The 16,096-nt window shown below is 68.0% G+C and carries 17 protein-coding genes; 14 read left to right on the forward strand and 3 right to left on the reverse strand.

What is annotated here, in order from left to right; all coding sequences use genetic code 11:
* The 5 genes from WU80_RS16765 to WU80_RS16785 form a co-directional block, all read left to right on the forward strand.
* On the forward strand, positions 1-808 hold an 808-nt coding region (locus tag WU80_RS16765; protein ID WP_156371797.1), incomplete at its 5' end, for a class I adenylate-forming enzyme family protein.
* Positions 795-1,568 carry a class II aldolase/adducin family protein gene (locus WU80_RS16770; RefSeq protein WP_055401540.1) on the forward strand — a complete coding sequence of 258 codons (774 nt, stop codon included), beginning with the start codon at positions 795-797 and terminating at the stop codon, positions 1,566-1,568. The genes WU80_RS16765 and WU80_RS16770, both read left to right, overlap by 14 nt.
* A gap of 133 nt (positions 1,569-1,701) precedes the next feature.
* Positions 1,702-2,970 carry an amidohydrolase family protein gene (locus WU80_RS16775; protein WP_055401538.1) on the forward strand — a complete coding sequence of 423 codons (1,269 nt, stop codon included), beginning with the start codon at positions 1,702-1,704 and terminating at the stop codon, positions 2,968-2,970.
* 94 nt (positions 2,971-3,064) lie between these two features.
* Positions 3,065-3,535 carry a GbsR/MarR family transcriptional regulator gene (locus WU80_RS16780; protein ID WP_055401536.1) on the forward strand — a complete coding sequence of 157 codons (471 nt, stop codon included), beginning with the start codon at positions 3,065-3,067 and terminating at the stop codon, positions 3,533-3,535.
* Positions 3,532-4,356, forward strand: a complete 825-nt coding sequence (locus tag WU80_RS16785; protein WP_055401534.1) for a class I SAM-dependent methyltransferase — start codon at positions 3,532-3,534, stop codon at positions 4,354-4,356. Before WU80_RS16780 ends, WU80_RS16785 begins: the two co-directional genes overlap by 4 nt.
* Here the strand turns inward: WU80_RS16785 and WU80_RS16790 are convergent.
* Positions 4,351-5,370, reverse strand: coding sequence for a nitronate monooxygenase family protein (locus tag WU80_RS16790; protein WP_055401532.1), 1,020 nt, complete (start codon positions 5,368-5,370; stop codon positions 4,351-4,353). The genes WU80_RS16785 and WU80_RS16790 overlap by 6 nt on opposite strands.
* A 113-nt stretch (positions 5,371-5,483) precedes the next feature.
* Here WU80_RS16790 and WU80_RS16795 point away from each other — a divergent pair, with 113 nt between their 5' ends.
* The 3 genes from WU80_RS16795 to WU80_RS25500 all read left to right on the forward strand — a co-directional run bounded on the left by WU80_RS16795 (position 5,484) and on the right by WU80_RS25500 (position 8,714).
* Complete coding sequence (locus WU80_RS16795) at positions 5,484-7,085, forward strand: arylsulfatase (protein ID WP_055401529.1); 1,602 nt, start codon at positions 5,484-5,486, stop codon at positions 7,083-7,085.
* Positions 7,085-8,308 carry an FAD-dependent oxidoreductase gene (locus tag WU80_RS16800; RefSeq protein WP_055401527.1) on the forward strand — a complete coding sequence of 408 codons (1,224 nt, stop codon included), beginning with the start codon at positions 7,085-7,087 and terminating at the stop codon, positions 8,306-8,308. The genes WU80_RS16795 and WU80_RS16800 overlap by 1 nt, the downstream gene beginning before the upstream one ends.
* 157 nt (positions 8,309-8,465) lie before the next feature.
* Positions 8,466-8,714, forward strand: a complete 249-nt coding sequence (locus tag WU80_RS25500; RefSeq protein ID WP_055401525.1) for a hypothetical protein — start codon at positions 8,466-8,468, stop codon at positions 8,712-8,714.
* Between the two features lie 52 nt (positions 8,715-8,766).
* Here the strand turns inward: WU80_RS25500 and WU80_RS16805 are convergent, their stop codons facing one another.
* Positions 8,767-9,558, reverse strand: a complete 792-nt coding sequence (locus tag WU80_RS16805; protein ID WP_055401523.1) for a sugar phosphate isomerase/epimerase — start codon at positions 9,556-9,558, stop codon at positions 8,767-8,769.
* Between the two features lies 1 nt (position 9,559).
* Complete coding sequence (locus WU80_RS16810) at positions 9,560-10,162, reverse strand: hypothetical protein (protein WP_055401521.1); 603 nt, start codon at positions 10,160-10,162, stop codon at positions 9,560-9,562.
* A 191-nt stretch (positions 10,163-10,353) separates the two neighbouring features.
* On the opposite strand from WU80_RS16810, the gene WU80_RS16815 reads away from it, so the two are divergent.
* The 6 genes from WU80_RS16815 to WU80_RS16840 all read left to right on the forward strand — a co-directional run bounded on the left by WU80_RS16815 (position 10,354) and on the right by WU80_RS16840 (position 16,090).
* Positions 10,354-11,139, forward strand: a complete 786-nt coding sequence (locus WU80_RS16815) for a VOC family protein (protein ID WP_055401519.1) — start codon at positions 10,354-10,356, stop codon at positions 11,137-11,139.
* 22 nt (positions 11,140-11,161) lie between these two features.
* Positions 11,162-12,031, forward strand: coding sequence for a glycine betaine ABC transporter substrate-binding protein (locus WU80_RS16820; protein WP_231633839.1), 870 nt, complete (start codon positions 11,162-11,164; stop codon positions 12,029-12,031).
* 111 nt (positions 12,032-12,142) lie between these two features.
* Entirely contained in the window at positions 12,143-12,829 is a 687-nt protein-coding gene (locus WU80_RS16825; RefSeq protein ID WP_055401515.1) for a TetR/AcrR family transcriptional regulator, read from the forward strand.
* Between the two features lie 230 nt (positions 12,830-13,059).
* Positions 13,060-14,262, forward strand: coding sequence for a cytochrome P450 (locus WU80_RS16830; protein WP_055401513.1), 1,203 nt, complete (start codon positions 13,060-13,062; stop codon positions 14,260-14,262).
* The gene (locus WU80_RS16835) at positions 14,262-15,098 is read left to right on the forward strand and encodes a mycofactocin-coupled SDR family oxidoreductase (RefSeq protein WP_055401511.1); all 837 of its coding nucleotides are present in this window, start codon (positions 14,262-14,264) and stop codon (positions 15,096-15,098) included. The genes WU80_RS16830 and WU80_RS16835 overlap by 1 nt, the downstream gene beginning before the upstream one ends.
* 23 nt (positions 15,099-15,121) lie before the next feature.
* Entirely contained in the window at positions 15,122-16,090 is a 969-nt protein-coding gene (locus WU80_RS16840) for an enoyl-CoA hydratase/isomerase family protein (RefSeq protein ID WP_055401509.1), read from the forward strand.
* Positions 16,091-16,096 lie beyond the last annotated feature (6 nt).

A 16,096-nucleotide genomic window follows, 5' to 3' on the forward strand; every position in this document is an offset into this window, starting at 1 on the left:
CCGCGCCACCGTATTGTGTTGTGTCAGCACCCAATTGACCATGTTGATGGCGGATCCCGCCACGCCCGGTTACGACCTGAGTTCCCTGCGCGTGGTGTTCACCGGCGGCGAGGCGCTGCCGTACCGCCCGGCCGCCGAGTTCGAGGAGCTGACCGGCGCCACGATTCTGCAGTTCTACGGCTCGAACGAAACCGGGATGCTCAGCGCGACCACCGTCGACGACCCGCGGGAACGCCGGCTGCGCACCGGCGGCCGGATCGTCCCCGAGATGGCGGTCCGGCTCTTCGACGGGGAACGGGACGTGACCGCGTCGGGGCGCGGCCAGCCCGCGTGCCGCGGTCCGGCGACCAGCCTCGGCTACCTGGGCGGGACCGATCACGACAAGCTGTTCACCCGCGACGGCTGGATGCGCATGGGCGACATCTGTGAAATCGACTCGGACGGCTACCTGACCGTGACCGGGCGAACCTCCGACTTCATCCTGCGCGGCGGCAAGAACATCAGCGCGACCCAGGTCGAGGACGCCGCAACCACCCACCCCGCCATCGCGGTCGCGGCGGCGGTCGCGATGCCCGACCCGTTGTTCGGCGAAAGGGTTTGCCTCTACGCCGAACTCGTCGACTCGGCCACCATCGACCTGCCCGAGCTGCGCGATCACCTGTCGGGGCTGGGCGTGTCGAAGGAGCTCTGGCCGGAACGGCTCGTCGTGGTCGACGAGCTGCCGCGGTCCTCGGGCGGGAAGGTTGCCAAAGGCCGGTTGCGCGAGGATATTCGAGCCAGAACGGAGGCCGAAGATGACCGCTCCTGATCCGCGCCGCGGCGGCCTGGAGGTGTGGGCGCCGTCGGTGGTCCCGCCCATCGGGGTCGAGCTGACCGACGAGCAGGCCCTCGCCGTGGCCTTCCGGCACCTGGCCGGCATCGGCTTCGCCGAGAACATGGCCGGACACATCACCTGGCAACCGGACGGGCAGACGCAGATGCTGGTCAACCCGTGGGGACTGTGGTGGCAGGAGATCACCGCGTCCGACATCTGCGTGGTCGACGACGAAGCCCGGGTGCTGCGCGGCCGGTGGGACGTCACCCCGGCCATCCACATCCACACCGAGCTGCACCGGGTCCGCGACGACGCCCGGGTGGTCATTCACAACCATCCCTACTACGTGTGCGTGCTCGCCGCGTTGGGCCGGCTGCCCGAATTGGTGCACCAGACCGGTTCGCTGTTCCTCGACGACCTCTGCCTGGTGGACACCTACGACGGCGAGATCGACACGCCGGCTCGGGCGGCCGAACTCGCGGCCCGCATCGGCTCCGCCAACCTGACCATCCTGGTCAACCACGGCGTCATCGCGACCGGCCGCAACCTGCCCGAGGCGGTCTACCGCGCGGCGTCCATCGAGCGAGTGTGCAAGCTGGCCTACGACGTGCTGCTCACCGGCAAGGAACCGGTGTCGATGAAGTGGTCGGACATGGCGGGCATGCAGCGGTCGCTCGTCGAACGCGCCGCCGACGTGTATTGGGCGGGGGCGGCCAGGATGACCATCAAGGCCGATCCCGACGTGCTCACGTGAACACCGTCAAGTGTGCATCCAGGGCGTCGGGCGTGCGCTCAGGGCGAAATTCGGGCTGGATTCCCGCCCTGGGCTCACGCCGGAAGCCCTCGCCGCACGCTACACGCACGCTGTCCGGCAAGGAGATTGACGAGTGAAATCGATCGACGAGCTGGCCGCCGACCTGAACTTCACCACCGCAAAGACCGGCGGGCAGCGCTCGGTGACGTTCCTGCCGGACCCGCCGCGCTCGCCGCGGCGGTACACGGTGATCTCGGTCGACGATCACATCGTCGAGCCGCCCGACACGTTCACCGGCCGGCTGCCGCGCAAGTTCGCCGACCGGGCACCCAAAGTCGTGGAGACCGATGCCGGGGGACAGACGTGGGTCTACGACGGGCGGGAACTGCCCAACGTCGGGTTCAACGCCGTCGTCGGCCGGCCGGTGGCCGAGTACGGCTTCGAGCCGGTCCGTTTCGACGAGATGCGCAGGGGCGCATGGGATATCCACGAGCGCGTCAGGGACATGGACCTCAACGGCATCTACGCCTCGCTCAATTTCCCGTCGTTTCTCCCGGGATTCGCCGGCCAGCGCCTGCAGCAGGTGACCAGCGACCGCGACCTGGCGCTGGCCTCGGTGCGCGCTTGGAACGATTGGCACCTCGACGTGTGGGCGGGCTCCTACCCCGAACGCATCATTCCATGCCAATTGCCGTGGCTGCTGGACCCCGAGCTCGGCGCGCGGATGATCTACGAGAACGCCGAGCGCGGTTTCCACGCCGTCACATTCAGCGAGAACCCCGCGATGCTGGGGTTGCCGAGCATTCACTCCGGCCACTGGGACCCGATGATGGCGGCGTGCGCCGAGACGGGCACCGTCGTCAACCTGCACATCGGGTCGTCGGGCTCCTCGCCGTCCACCACCGACGACGCGCCGCCGGACGTGCAGGGCGTGCTGTTCTTCGCCTATGCCATCTCGGCGGCCGTCGATTGGCTGTACTCGGGCCTGCCCAGCCGGTTCCCCAACCTGAAGATCTGCCTGTCGGAGGGCGGTATCGGATGGGTGGCCGGGCTGCTGGATCGCCTCGACCACATGCTCAGCTATCACGCGATGTACGGCACCTGGCAGGCCCTCGGCGAAAGCCTGACTCCCGCGGAGGTTTTCACCCGCAACTTCTGGTTCTGCGCGGTGGAGGACAAATCGTCGTTCGTGCAACGCGACCGGATCGGCGTGGACAACATCATGCTGGAGGCCGACTACCCGCATTGCGACTCCACCTGGCCCCACACCCAGCAGACGATCCACGAACAGATCGGTGACCTGCCGGCCGACGTGATACGAAAGTTCAGCTGGGAGAACGCCTCTCGCCTGTATCGGCACCCGGTGCCGACGGAAGTGCAGCGTAACCCGGACGCGTTCTGATCCCGCGGGCATCGCCGTCGCCGCAAGCGCCCCTCCTTGACCGGCATCCATTGCGTAAACTACGTTCAGTATGTTCTAAACGTAATGGAGGATCATGTCGCCGGAAGAGTCCGAGTTCGTCGACCGCCTCGGGCTGTTCTTCGAAATGCTTGGTGCCACCCGGACCATGGGCCGGCTATACGGGTGGCTGCTGATCTGCCACCCGCCCGAGCAGTCCTTGACCCGGCTGGCCGACGCGTTGTCGGTCAGCAAGGCCTCCATCAGCACCGTCGCCCGGCAGCTCCTCGAGGGCGGCATGGTGGAGCGGTTGCCCAGCCCAGACCGTCAACACCTCTACCGGGTCACGCCGGGCGGGTTCACCAGCGTTCTGGGAACGCAGCTCTCGCTGATGCGGATGGGCATCGAACCCGCCGAGTTCGCGCTTTCCGTGCTGGACGAGGACCGGGCCGAACAGCGGCAGCGCGTCGAGGATTTCCGCGATTTCTGCGAGTTCTGCACCGATGCCTACCGCGAGAAGCTGATGCAGATGTGGACCGAATATCGGGCGGCAAGGAGGAAGCCATGACCTCGACGGAGAAGGTCGACTTCACCGCCGTGCCGTGGGGCTCGGTGGAGTGGACAAACCTCGTCACCCTGTACCTGCGCGCCCACGAAAGCCGCTCGCGCCGGCCTATTTTGGGCGATAAGGCGGCCGCGGAAGCGGTGGAGCGCATCGACTACGACTTCAAGCGAATCCATCGCAGCTCGCTGCCGGCGTCCAACCAATACCTGGTCGCGTTGCGGGCCAAGCGACTCGACGACTGGTGCGCCGACTTCCTGCGGCGTCACCCCGACGCGGTGGTGCTGCACCTGGGCTGCGGGCTGGACGGCCGCGCGTTCCGGCTCGCCGTGCCGCCATCGGTTTCCTGGTTCGACGTCGACCAGCCCGGCGTCATCGAGCTCCGGCGCCGGCTCTACCATGACACCGAGCGCTACCGCATGATCGGCTCGTCGGTGACCGACCCGCGGTGGCTGGAGCAGACGCCGACCGGGCGCCCCACGCTGGTGATCGCGGAGGGCCTGCTGATGTATCTGACGGAGGGCGAGGTTCGCCGGCTGCTGCTGCGCCTAACCGACCGATTCGGCTGCGGCGAAATGCATTTCGACACGCTGTCGGCGCTGGCGCCGTTGCTGTCAAAGGCGTTCACCAGGGGCATCATCAAATGGGGCATCCGCGACGCTCGGGCGCTTCAGGCATGGAACCCGCGGCTGCGGCTGCTCGAGCAGACCTCGACGCTCGCCGGCTACCGACAGATCGACTCGACACCGGTGCGGCTGATCTATCAGGTCATGTGGGTGGCGGGCGCCCGCAACTACGACGTGCTCAATCGCTTCGAATACTCATAGTTCGGAAGCCAGCCGCCGCAGAATCACCGAGGTGGGCTCCGCGGTGGCGTTCCGGTACCCGGTGCCCGCCCACAGGTGGACGTAGTCGGGCTTGCCCGCCGCGGCCGCGGCCTTACGCAACGGGCTGGTGAGGTAGTGGATGGCCGGATAGCCCAGCGGTGCCTGCGCCTCGTGGGCGTCGATGAAGGCGTTGCGCAGACCGCGGGCGGGGCGGCCGGTGAAGGCGTGCGTGAGGACCGTCTCGGTGTACGCGGGATCGGTCAGCGCCGCCCGGTGCGTGGCGGAGGCGCCGCTCTCGTCCGCACGCAGCAGCACCGTTCCCACGGCGGCCGCGGCGGCACCCGCGCGGATCACCTCGGCGACCGCGGCGGGGGTGGCAAGCCCGCCGGCGGCGATCACCGGCAGCGGCACCGCCGCGACGATCCGTTCGACCAACTCGGCGATCGGCACCGGCGTCAACGGCTTCCGCGGCGAGAGCGTGCCCGAGTGCCCGCCGGCCGCCACCGCCTGCACGGCGAGCGCGTCGACCCCGGCGTCGCGCGCCTGCACCGCCTCCTCGGGCGTCGTCACCGTCTGCGCCACGACGCTGCCGGCCTTACGCAACGCGGTGAGGACGCTGCGCGGCGGGATGCCGAAGGTGAACGACACCAGCGGAACCGGGTCGTCGAGCAGCAGCGCGACCTTCTCGTCGAACTTGTCGGTGTCCTCGATCGGGTCTGGCGGCAGGCTCAGCCCGAACTGATCGGCGTCGCGCTGCACGATCGCGGCGTACGTCCGGTAGCTCGCGGGGTCGACCGGCAGCGGGTTGGGCGCAAAGAGGTTGATACCGAAAAGGATTCCTTCCGAGCGAATCTGTTTGAGCTCGGCCTCGACGGCCTCCACGGTCTTGTAGCCGGCGGCGAGCATGCCGAGGCCGCCCGCGCGGGTCGCGGCCGACACCATGGCCGGGGTGGTCGGCCCGCCCGCCATCGGGGCGGCCACCAGCGGAATGGACGTTTCGAACGGTGCCAGCATCTCAAGCCCTCCCGACGACACAGTGCGGGCGCGGGTAGCGCCGCCCCGAGAATAACGACGGCCCGACGCGGCAGCATTCCGCCCGGGCTCCGCACCTGGCAGGATGCTTCAGCGTGAAGCGGCCCAACTTCCTCGTGATCGTGGCGGACGACCTCGGTTTTTCCGACATCGGCGCCTTCGGCGGCGAAATCGACACGCCCAATCTCGACCGGCTCGCGCACGCGGGCATCCGGTTCACCGATTTCCATTCCGCGCCGGCGTGTTCGCCGACCCGGGCGATGCTGATGACGGGCACGGACCACCACATCGCGGGCATCGGCACCATGCTCGAGGTCGCCGGCCCCGCCTTCCGCGGCGCGCCCGGTTACGAGGGTTATCTCAACGACCGGGTCGTGGCGTTGCCGGAACTGCTGCGCGACGCCGGATACCTGACGCTGATGTCGGGCAAGTGGCACTTGGGCGCCACCATCGAGACGTCGCCCTGGGCCCGCGGGTTTGAGCGCTCGTTCGCGTTGCTGCCCGCGGGGGCCAGCCACTTCGGTGGCGGCGGGGCGCGCAGCTTCTCGCCCGTACCAACGCTTTACACTGAGGACGATCAATTCGTCACCGTCGGCGACGACTTCTACTCGTCGGACTTCTACACCGACAAGCTGTTGCAATACTTCAGCGAACGCGCACCCGACGACGACCGGCCGTTCTTCGCGTATCTGCCCTTCCAGGCCCCGCACTGGCCGCTGCAGGCGCCGGACGAATCCATCGCGAAATACCGCGGCCGCTACGGCGCCGGGCCGGACGCGCTTCGCGACGAGCGACTGGCGGCGCTCAAGAAGCTGGGCCTGTGCCCGCCGGATGTCGAGCCGCACCCGGTCGTTGCGGACGGCGCGCCGGAGTGGGCCGACATGACCGACGAGCAGCGGGCGGTGTCGGCCCGCAGCATGGAGGTCTACGCCGGGATGGTCGACCGGATGGACTGGAACATCGGCCGGGTCATCGATTACCTGTCGGAGCGCGGCGAGCTCGACGACACGGTCGTTTTCTTCCTGTCCGACAACGGCGCCGAGGGCGCCATCGTCGAGGCGATGCCGCTGCATGGTCCGCGAATCGCCGCCCAGATCGAAAAGCATTGCGACAACAGCCTGGACAACCTCGGCCGGCCCTCCTCGTTCATCTGGTACGGGCCGCGCTGGGCGCAGGCGGCCACCGCGCCGTCGCGCCTGCACAAGGCGTTCACCACCGAAGGCGGGATCCGCGTGGTCGGGTTCGCCACCTGGGGGGGCTTTGAGCGGCAGCGGCAGATCGGCACCGCGTTCAGCACGGTCATGGACATCGCCCCCACGGTGCTCGAACTGGCCGGGGCCGTTCACCCCGGCACGGTCTACCGCGGGCGCGAGGTGGCGCCCGTCCGCGGCCGCTCCCTGGTGCCCTACCTGTCCGGCGGTGCGGAGGCGGTCCACGACGCCGACACCGGCACGGGCTGGGAGTTGTTCGGCCGCCGGGCAATTCGCCAGGGGGACTGGAAGGCGCTGCACCTGCCCGCACCGTATGGTCCGGGCGACTGGCAACTGTACGACCTCGCGTCGGATCCGGGCGAAATCCACGACCTGGCCGGCTCGCGCCCCGAGAAGCTGGCCGAGCTGTTGGCGCTGTGGGACCGTTATGTCGCGGAGGCCGGTGTGATCCTCGATCCCGTCTCGGTATTCGATGTTGAATTCTGATGGCTGACAACACGACATGCGCGATCATCGGCGGTGGCCCGGCCGGCATGGTGCTCGGGCTGCTGCTGGCCCGGGCGGGCGTGCAGGTCACGCTGATGGAGAAGCACGGCGACTTCCTGCGCGACTTCCGCGGCGACACAGTTCATCCGACCACCATGCGCCTCCTGGACGAGCTCGGCTTGTGGGAACCCTTCTCGGCCTTGCCTTTTACCGAGGTGCGCACCGCGAAGCTCGAATCCAACGGGCGATCGGTGACCTATGTCGACTTCGAACGGTTGCGCCAGCCCCACCCCTTCGTCGCGATGGTGCCGCAGTGGGACCTGCTCAACCTGCTCGCCGATGCGGCCCAGACGGAACCGAACTTCTCGCTGCGGATGAACACCGAGGTGACCGGGCTGTTGTGGGAGGCCGGCCGGGTCGCCGGGGTGCGCTACCGGGGCCCCGACGGCGAGGGCGAATTGCGGGCCGAGTTGACGGTTGCCTGCGACGGCCGCTGGTCGATCGCCCGCCATGAGGCCGGGCTCAAGGCGCGCGAGTTCCCGGTGAAGTTCGACGTGTGGTGGTTTCGGTTGCCGCACAAGGAAGACGTGGAATACTCGTTCCTCCCTCGCCTCGGCCCGGGCAAGGGTCTTGCCGTGATCCCGCGCGAACGCTATTTCCAGATCGCCTATTTGGGGCCCAAGGGCACCGACGCCCAGTTGCGGGCGCGCGGCATCGAAGCGTTTCGGCAGGACGTCGCGGAGTTGCTGCCCGACATGCCCGAGTCGGTGGCGGCGCTGCAATCCATGGACGACGTCAAGCATCTGGACGTGCATGTGAACCGGCTGCGCCGCTGGCACACCGACGGGTTGCTGTGCATCGGCGACGCCGCACACGCGATGTCGCCGCTCGGCGGCGTCGGCATCAACCTGGCGATCCAGGATGCGGTCGCGGCCGCGACCATCCTGGCCGAACCGCTGCGACGGCACCGCGTCGGCGACCGCGACCTCGCGGCGGTGCACCGCAGGCGCGTCCTGCCCACCGTGGTGACGCAACTCGTGCAGCAGGTGCTGCACCGCATGTTGCTCGGGCCGTTGCTGCGCGGCGCCGACCCCACGCCGCCGTCGGCCTTCCTGGGCCTGATGCAACGGCTGCCGTGGCTCTCGGTCGTGCCGGCCTACTTCGTCGGTGTCGGGGTGTTACCGGAGCACGCGCCGGCGTTCGCCCGCCGCCCAAACGGCTGACCGCCACGGCGAGGTCACCCTATGCGCGGGGCGGTTTGAGACTTCGCTGGCGGGGGTAATCTTCTAGCGACAATTTGGGGGTCGTGAGATCGGTCCATCCCCGCACACCGCGGAGTTCCCTATGGGAAAGCCACGGGACCGAGAGGAGGCCAGCAGAGTGAACGTCAAGAAATTCGCAGGTAAGACCGCGATCGTCGGCGCGTTGAGCGCGGCGGCGCTCGGACTTGGTACGGGTATGGCGCAGGCGCACCCGGGTCCGTGGCCGCCGCCGGTTCCGCCGGGCCCACACGTCGTGGACAACGGTCATTGGAACCCGCTGCCGCCCGGGCAGGTCAAGCAGATTTGCCCGTGGCAATCGCCGCCCGGGCAGTGGATCGGCGGCCCGCACGGGGTTCCCTGCACGTAGTTCGACCCGGCTGACGTCCGCCCCGTCCTGTGCGGGGCGGACGTCAGCCGCTTCACGGCATCTCGGACAGCAACCGCCGCGCCGCCTCGACGCATGGTCGCAGCCGGTCGATCGGGCTGATCCCGGACAACGCCAACGACCGTCGCGGTACCTCGATTTCGATCACGATGTCGGACGGCAGCACCGAAAGGATGTCGCGCAGGGGCAGTTCGCCCTCGCCGGGCACCATGCGCTCGAACATGGCTTCTTCCATGTAGTTTTCGCTGCGCGGCCGCAGCGTGGTGTCGTTGAGTTGGGCGTACCCGATGCAAGCCGGGTCGATCGCGGCGAGATCGGCGGCGCCCGAACCCGAGCGGACCAGATGCATGGTGTCGATCAGCAACCGGAAGTCGGGGCGTCCGACATGTCGCAGGGCGGCCAGCGCGGTCGGCAGGTCGCCGACGGTCAGGCCGGGCACCGGTTCGACGAGTGTCTGGAACTGGTCGAAGCTGCGCGGCAGGTCCGGGTCCAGGCTGACCACATTGATCCGCGGAACGCCGAGTTCGGCCAGGACGTCGAGATCGCCGGCGAACGCGCCCACGTCGGCGCCGGGGAGCACGAGGAACCCGTCGCCAAGTGAAATGGTCACGCCGCGGTCATTCATCGCCGCCACCAGGGTTTTCCGCAGGGCGGCGTCATCCTTGAGCGAGAAGCGCGGATAGCCGAGCGGCACCAACGGCATTCCCTGCAGCGCGGCGGAGACGTAACGACAGCCCAGATCCGCCGGCAGGTTGACCAATTCCACTGGGGGAAGGCCGAACACGCTGAGCATGCCGATGCCGAGCCGGTCGGTGCCCGTTGTCATGTCAGGATGGCCGGCCGGCCAGTTGCGCCAATTGCGCGGCGCCCTGGGCGGTTTGGGTCGTCAGCGCGATGCGCCCGGACATGACCTGATCCTCGATTATCGGCGCCTCCAGAACGAGATTGCCGCGGACGAAGGCCACGTGGTCCTGCAGGTGCGCGGCGGTGTATGACGCCCACGCCGCCGCCGATGCTGGGTCCAGGATCAGGGTCACCTCGTAGAAGTCGGCCGTCAGCGCCTTCGGCGGATCGACGTGGATCAGCCCGAGCTGCATGGACTCCGGGCCCAGCATGTACAGCGTGGTCCGCCCGATGTCGCACGTGGTGAGGGCATCGGTCGGGGCCACCGGTCGATTCGGGTCGGTGGCGGGGCACTTCTCCGGGCTGGTGGGCTGCGATTTGGTCACCGGGCGTACGGGCAACGGCGCGATTTTCACGATCGGCGCGGGTGGCGGTGCCGGCGTGGGCGTCGTGGTGGTGGCGCCGGCGCTCGAGGTGGTGGGTGTGGCCGCCTGCCGCGCCGAGTGGCAGCCGCACAACAGCGTCGCAAGCAGGCCGGCGCACGCGAGTCGGGCGCCCGCAGTGATGTGCACTCGGCGTTGAACCATTCGGCCATTGTTCCAGTCGTCGTCCGGCAGCCGGTTTCACCCGCGCCGGCGCGCGTGCGCTTGGCGGTCCACGCACCCGCCGTCCCGGGGGTGGCGAAAGCCCAATCCCGGGAAGCGCCGTGGGCGTTCGATCGCCGTCCCCGCATCTCGATTCGACCTGCGTGCGCGATTCGCCTGGGTAGGCTGCGCGGATGGGAGCGCGCACCGGGTATGCGGAGGGGACGTTCAGCTGGGTCGACCTCGCTACGACCGACCCGGAGGCCGCCACAGCGTTCTATGGGACGCTCTTCCGCTGGACGCCGGACGAGCGGCGCATGGCGAACGGCGGCGCGTACACGGTCTTGCGCCGCGAGCAGCAGGAGGTCGCCGGGCTCTATGCGCTCCGCGCGACCGACCCCGCCGGTGCTGAGCCACGCTGGAACTCGCACGTCTCGGTCGCCGACGCCGACGCGGCGGCCGCCCGCGCCCGTGCGCTGGGGGGCGCCATCCTCGAAGGGCCGCTGGATTTCGGAGACCGAGGGAGGTTGGTGGTCGTGCGCGATCCGCACGGAGCCGTTATCCACCTCTGTCAGCCCGGCCGGCACTTCGGCGCGACCCGTGTGAACGAGCCCGGATGCCTGACGTGGAATGAGCTTGCCACCCCGGATGTCGATGCCGCGATCGCCTGGTACCGCCGGCTGTTCGGCTGGCGCATCGAGTTCCTTGCGGGCATGCCGGTGCCCTACTGGGTGATCCGTGTGGGAGCGCGCGACAACGGCGGGCTGCGCGGTCTGACGGCGGCCGACGCCGGGGGGCCGTCGCGCTGGCTGCCCTACTTCGTCGTGGCCGACGTCGCCGAGGCTGGCGCAACCGCCGTCGCCAACGGCGGCGCCGTTCTCTCGGGTCCGACGGAGCAGCCGAAGGGCAGCTTCAGCGTCCTGAGCGATCCCCAGGGGGCGAGCTTCCTGGTCTTCGAAAGCGACAAGCTCGACCCGTGAACGAGCGGAGCCGGACGTGATAGTGGCCGAGACGTTGGTGTTCGGCTCTGGTCCCGAATGTCCAAGCGAGCTGCTCTGTTTGCCGCTGCTGCGCGCGCGGTATGGGCTCACCTTCAAAATGTTTCGTGTCACCGATGCCGGAGGGCCGCGCACCGTCGACGCGCTGCGAACGGGAGCGATTCAGGTGGGCGTGCTCTTCACGACCGATCCACGCCTCCTCGCCGGCGACTTCGTACTGCTCGAGGATGACCGGCACGCCCAGCCCGCCGAGAGTGTGACGCCGATCCTGCGCGACGAGTTGCGCGTGACTTACGGAGCGCGCCTCGCCGCGACGATCGATGCCGTCAGCGCGGAACTCACGACCGAGCGCCTCGCCGAGCTCAATCGCCGCGTCCTTCGCGGCTCACCTCCCGGGGCGGCGGCGGCTGAATTCCTCTCCGAGCGAGGGAACAACCCGACGCCGCGCGAATCGCGAAGAGACCGGCCGGCGATCGTCGTCGGCTCGGCCAACTTCGCCGAGAGCGTGACCGTGGCGGAGCTCTACGCCCATGCGCTGGCGGACGCCGGCTTCCCGGTCGAGCGGCGGCTCGGGATCGGCAACCGCGACACGTACTTTCCGCTGCTCCGCGACGGCGCGGTGGGACTCGTCCCCGAGTATGTGGGTAGCCTCCTCGCTTATCTGGACGGGGGGCGGGGCGGGATCTCGGATCCGCACCAAGCCCATGCGGTGCTCGCCCGGGCGCTGCAGAAAACGGGGCTCGTCGCTCTGCGGCCGGCGCCGGCCGAGAACAAGAACGGCATCGTGGTGACCGCCGCGACCGCGGCGCGCTACGGCCTGACGAAAATCAGTGATTTCGGGCGAGCGATCGAGGATGCGGACGTGGGCGGTTAGCCGTTTGGCTCGGCGGTGCACGCCCGCTCCCTTGCCAAAGAGCGTCCGGCGTCCCGGGTTGCCAAACTTTGCCGACACTACGAATATAGAGTAGCCTCTCATTCCAAGACAATGAACAAACGCCGAAAGCCCAATCCCGGGGAGCGCCGCCGCGACTTATGCGACGCGGCGATTCAGCTGCTGGCCGACGACGGGGCCAAGGGATTGAGTCATCTCAAGGTCGATCGCAAGGCCGGCGTGCCCGACGGCACCACGTCGTTCTACTTTCGCACCCGCTCCGCGTTGCTGCGTGCCGTGGCCGAGCGGCTGGCCGAGCTCGACCTCGCCGACCTGAAATCCGTCGCCGACGACTCCGACGGTCGGGGCAACAACCCCTCGCCCTCGCGGCTGTCCCAGGTGGTCATCCGATCCGGCAGCGAGCCGCAATTGTTTCGGACCAAGGCCCGCTACGAGCTCACCATGCAGGCCGCCCGCGACCCGTCGCTGGCCGCGATCCTGCAGCGGGCCACCGACGAATTCACCAAGCTGCACCGCGAGATTCTGGTCCAGCTCATGCCGCACGGCGCGGACATGGACCCCGCGCTCATCGAGGACCTGAGCAACGTGACGCTGACGTTCATCAATGGCCTTCTGGTGCGCTTCGCGCACGGCGACCGGGTCGTCGACAGTCCCGAGCAACTCGACGGGATCCTGTCGGCCATCGCGGCAGGCATTCTTCGTAGTTCCCACCGCGGCCGGCTGACCGGCGCCGAAGGGCAGCGCCCCGCCGGCGAGCGCCGGGCCACGGCACTCGGATGACCGCGCCCGCACCTACGGCGAGCCGCGCGGCATGGGGTCTTGCCAGACCATTCGCCGTGTGGTTCTCTACGAGAATAGAGTTAGGCCACACTGCCGGGCCGATTTCAGCCCAGCCCGTGCACACGTCATATAGCAATGCAATTAAGCGGAGTGTATAAATTGCCCGACCCGGATCCGGTGCTGCCAGGCGGTGGGGATGTCCGGTAACCGGCAGCCGTAGGAGGGATTTCGTGACGACGAGCACCGACAGCCACGTGCGATTCGATCCGTACGACGTCGAGCTGATTGCCGACCCGTATCCCATGTTCAAGCGCCTGCGCGACGAGGCGCCGCTGTATTACAACTCCGAATACGATTTCTACGCGCTGAGTCGATACGCGGATGTGAACAAGGCGATCGTCGACCACGCCACCTACAGCTCCGCGCGGGGCGTGATCATGGAACTGATCAAGGCCAACCTCGAAATCCCTTCGGGCATGCTGATCTTCGAAGACCCGCCGATCCACGACGTGCACCGCAAGCTGCTGTCGCGGATGTTCATCCCCCGCAAGATCGCCGCGCTGGAGCCGATGATCCGCGAGTTCTGCGCGCAATCGCTGGATCCGCTGGTGGGGTCGGGGCGCTTCGACTTCGTCACCGACCTGGGCGCGATCATGCCGATGAAGGTGATCAGCGCCCTGCTCGGCATCCCCGAAGAGGATCAGGAATACATTCGCGACCGCGGCAACGCCCAGTTGCGCACCGAGCCCGGCAAGCCGATGAGTGCCGCCGAACACGGCCTGTCCGTGGGCGAGCAGTTCGAGGCCTACATCGACTGGCGCGCCAACAATCCGTCCGACGACATCATGACCGAGCTGCTCAACGTCGAGTTCGTCGACGAGACCGGCACCACGCGGCGGCTGAGGCGCGAGGAGATCCTGGTGTACCTCAACGTGGTGGCGGGGGCGGGAAACGAGACGACCACGCGTCTGATCGGTTGGGCGGGCAAGGTTCTCGCCGAACATCCCGATCAGCGTCGTGAACTCGTCGAGAACCCCGCACTCATCCCGCAGGCCATCGAGGAGCTGCTGCGCTTCGAGCCGCCCGCACCGCACATGGCACGCTACGTCACCCGCGACGTCAGCATCTACGACCAGACGGTGCCGGAGGGCAGCGTCATGCTGATGCTGCTCGGGGCGGCCTGCCGAGACGAGCGGCAGTTCGGCCCCGACGCAGGCGAATTCAACATTCACCGCCCGGCCCGGCCGCACCTCACGTTCAGCGTCGGTGCCCACTTCTGCTTGGGCTCGGCGCTGGCCCGGCTGGAAGGGCGCGTCGCGCTCGAGGAAATCCTCAAGCGCTTCCCGGAGTGGGAGCCCGATATGGCGAACGCGAAGCTCAGCCCGACGTCGTCGGTGCGGGGCTGGGAAACCCTGCCCACCGTGGTGCCCTGATGACGGGCCGCGTCGAGGGCAAGGTCGCGTTCGTCAGCGGCGCCGCCCGCGGCCAGGGCCGCAGCCACGCGGTGCGCTTGGCGCAGGAGGGCGCCGACATCGTCGCGATCGATGTCTGCGGCCCGATCGAGAACCTGGCCTACCCGCATTCGACGCCCGAGGACCTGGCCGAGACGGCCGACTTGGTGAAGGCCCAGGATCGGCGCATTGTCACCGCGCAGGTCGACGTCCGCGACTACGCGGCGCTGAAATCGGCGGTGGACGCGGGTGTCGAACAACTCGGGCGCCTCGACATCATCGTCGCGAACGCCGGCGTGGGGACCGATGGCAGGAAGCTGCACAAGATCCGTGAGAACGTCTGGCAGGACATGATCGACATCAACCTGACCGGGGTTTGGCACACGGTCAAAGCGGGTGTGCCGCATATCCTTTCGGGTGGCCGCGGCGGATCGATCGTGCTCACCAGCTCGGTCGGCGGGCGCAAGGCGTACCCGAACACCGGCCATTACGTCGCGGCCAAGCACGGCGTGATCGGCCTGATGCGCGCCTTCGCCGTCGAACTGGGCCAGCACATGATCCGGGTCAACTCGGTGCTGCCCACCCAGGTCAGCACCACGATGGTGATGAACGACAACACGTTCCGGCTCTTCCGTCCGGACCTGGAAAACCCCGGTCCGGAGGACTTCGCCCCCATCTCCCAGATGATGCACACGCTGCCGGTGCCCTGGGTGGAACCCGCGGACATCAGCAACGCGGTGTTGTTCTTCGCCTCTGACGAATCGCGTTATGTCACTGGCGTTTCGCTTCCCGTCGACGCGGGCAGCTTGCTCAAATAGCGCCAATTCAGGAGGAGAAGACGATGCCCGAATACGACTACGAAGAACTGAAGAAGGAAGCCGAGCAGTACATCAAGTTCGAGAAGGACAAGAAGAATCGGATCGCCTACATCACGTTCGATCGTCCCGACGCGCAGAACGCCACCACCCTGGGCATGCGGCAGAACTATGCCGACCTGATCCACAAGTGCAACGTCGACGACGACGTGAAGGTCGTCGTGATTCGCGGCGAGGGCGAGGATTTCGGCAGCGGCGGGGACCTGCCCGAACAGCGGCCGATGCTGGAGAACCCGGGCCTGCCGCTGCTGCACGAGCTCGCGATCAACGACGACGACGTGAAGTACCCGCCCGGCGGATCGTATCGCTACCTGTCGACCGTCACCGACTTCTACGCCAAGGCCCGCGCGGGTAACCGGCCGCTGCAGGAGTTGCGCAAGATCAGCATCATCGAGGCCAAGGGTTACTGCTACGGCTGGCACTTCTACCAGGCTGGCGACGCCGACCTGGTGATCTCCAGCGACGACGCCCTCTTCGGGCACCCGGCCTTCCGCTACGTGGGCTGGGGCCCGCGGCTGTGGTGGTGGGCCGAGACCATGGGTCTGCGCAAGTTCTCCGAAATGCTGTTCACCGGGCGGCCGTTCGGCGCCAAGGAGATGTACGACTGCGGCTTCGTCAACAGCGTGGTGCCGCGGGACAAGCTGGAAGCCGAGACCGAGAAGTACGCGCTGGCGTGCTCGCGCTCCCGCCCGACCGACACCGTCGCGGTCCAGAAGACTTTCCTGGAGCTCTACAAGCAACACAAGGGCGAATACTTCGGCAGCCTGCTCACCGGGATGGTCGAGGGCATGCTGCCGCTGATCACCAACGACGCGCAAGAGGTCGACCTGACCGAGGGCACCTTCGAAAAGGGCCTGAACAACGTCGTCAAGGACAACGACCTGAACTTCCCGCCGGAGTGGCGCCTGAGCCGCTCGGGGCGCGCCAAGCCCTGACCGCCT

The organism is Mycobacterium sp. UM_11 (assembly GCF_001414075.1).
In the GTDB taxonomy this organism is placed as follows: Bacteria; Actinomycetota; Actinomycetes; order Mycobacteriales; family Mycobacteriaceae; genus Mycobacterium.

Excerpts from the sequence above, each read along its gene's own strand:
- WU80_RS16825 (WP_055401515.1), top strand. The coding sequence starts at position 12,143 with ATGAACAAACGCCGAAAGCCCAATCCCGGGGAGCGCCGCCGCGACTTA.
- WU80_RS16790 (WP_055401532.1), bottom strand. The coding sequence starts at position 5,370 with ATGCTGGCACCGTTCGAAACGTCCATTCCGCTGGTGGCCGCCCCGATG.
- WU80_RS16815 (WP_055401519.1), top strand. The coding sequence starts at position 10,354 with ATGGGAGCGCGCACCGGGTATGCGGAGGGGACGTTCAGCTGGGTCGAC.
- WU80_RS16780 (WP_055401536.1), top strand. The coding sequence starts at position 3,065 with ATGTCGCCGGAAGAGTCCGAGTTCGTCGACCGCCTCGGGCTGTTCTTC.
- WU80_RS16805 (WP_055401523.1), bottom strand. The coding sequence starts at position 9,558 with ATGACAACGGGCACCGACCGGCTCGGCATCGGCATGCTCAGCGTGTTC.
- WU80_RS16835 (WP_055401511.1), top strand. The coding sequence starts at position 14,262 with ATGACGGGCCGCGTCGAGGGCAAGGTCGCGTTCGTCAGCGGCGCCGCC.
- WU80_RS16810 (WP_055401521.1), bottom strand. The coding sequence starts at position 10,162 with ATGGTTCAACGCCGAGTGCACATCACTGCGGGCGCCCGACTCGCGTGC.
- WU80_RS16770 (WP_055401540.1), top strand. The coding sequence starts at position 795 with ATGACCGCTCCTGATCCGCGCCGCGGCGGCCTGGAGGTGTGGGCGCCG.
- WU80_RS16785 (WP_055401534.1), top strand. The coding sequence starts at position 3,532 with ATGACCTCGACGGAGAAGGTCGACTTCACCGCCGTGCCGTGGGGCTCG.
- WU80_RS16840 (WP_055401509.1), top strand. The coding sequence starts at position 15,122 with ATGCCCGAATACGACTACGAAGAACTGAAGAAGGAAGCCGAGCAGTAC.
- WU80_RS16800 (WP_055401527.1), top strand. The coding sequence starts at position 7,085 with ATGGCTGACAACACGACATGCGCGATCATCGGCGGTGGCCCGGCCGGC.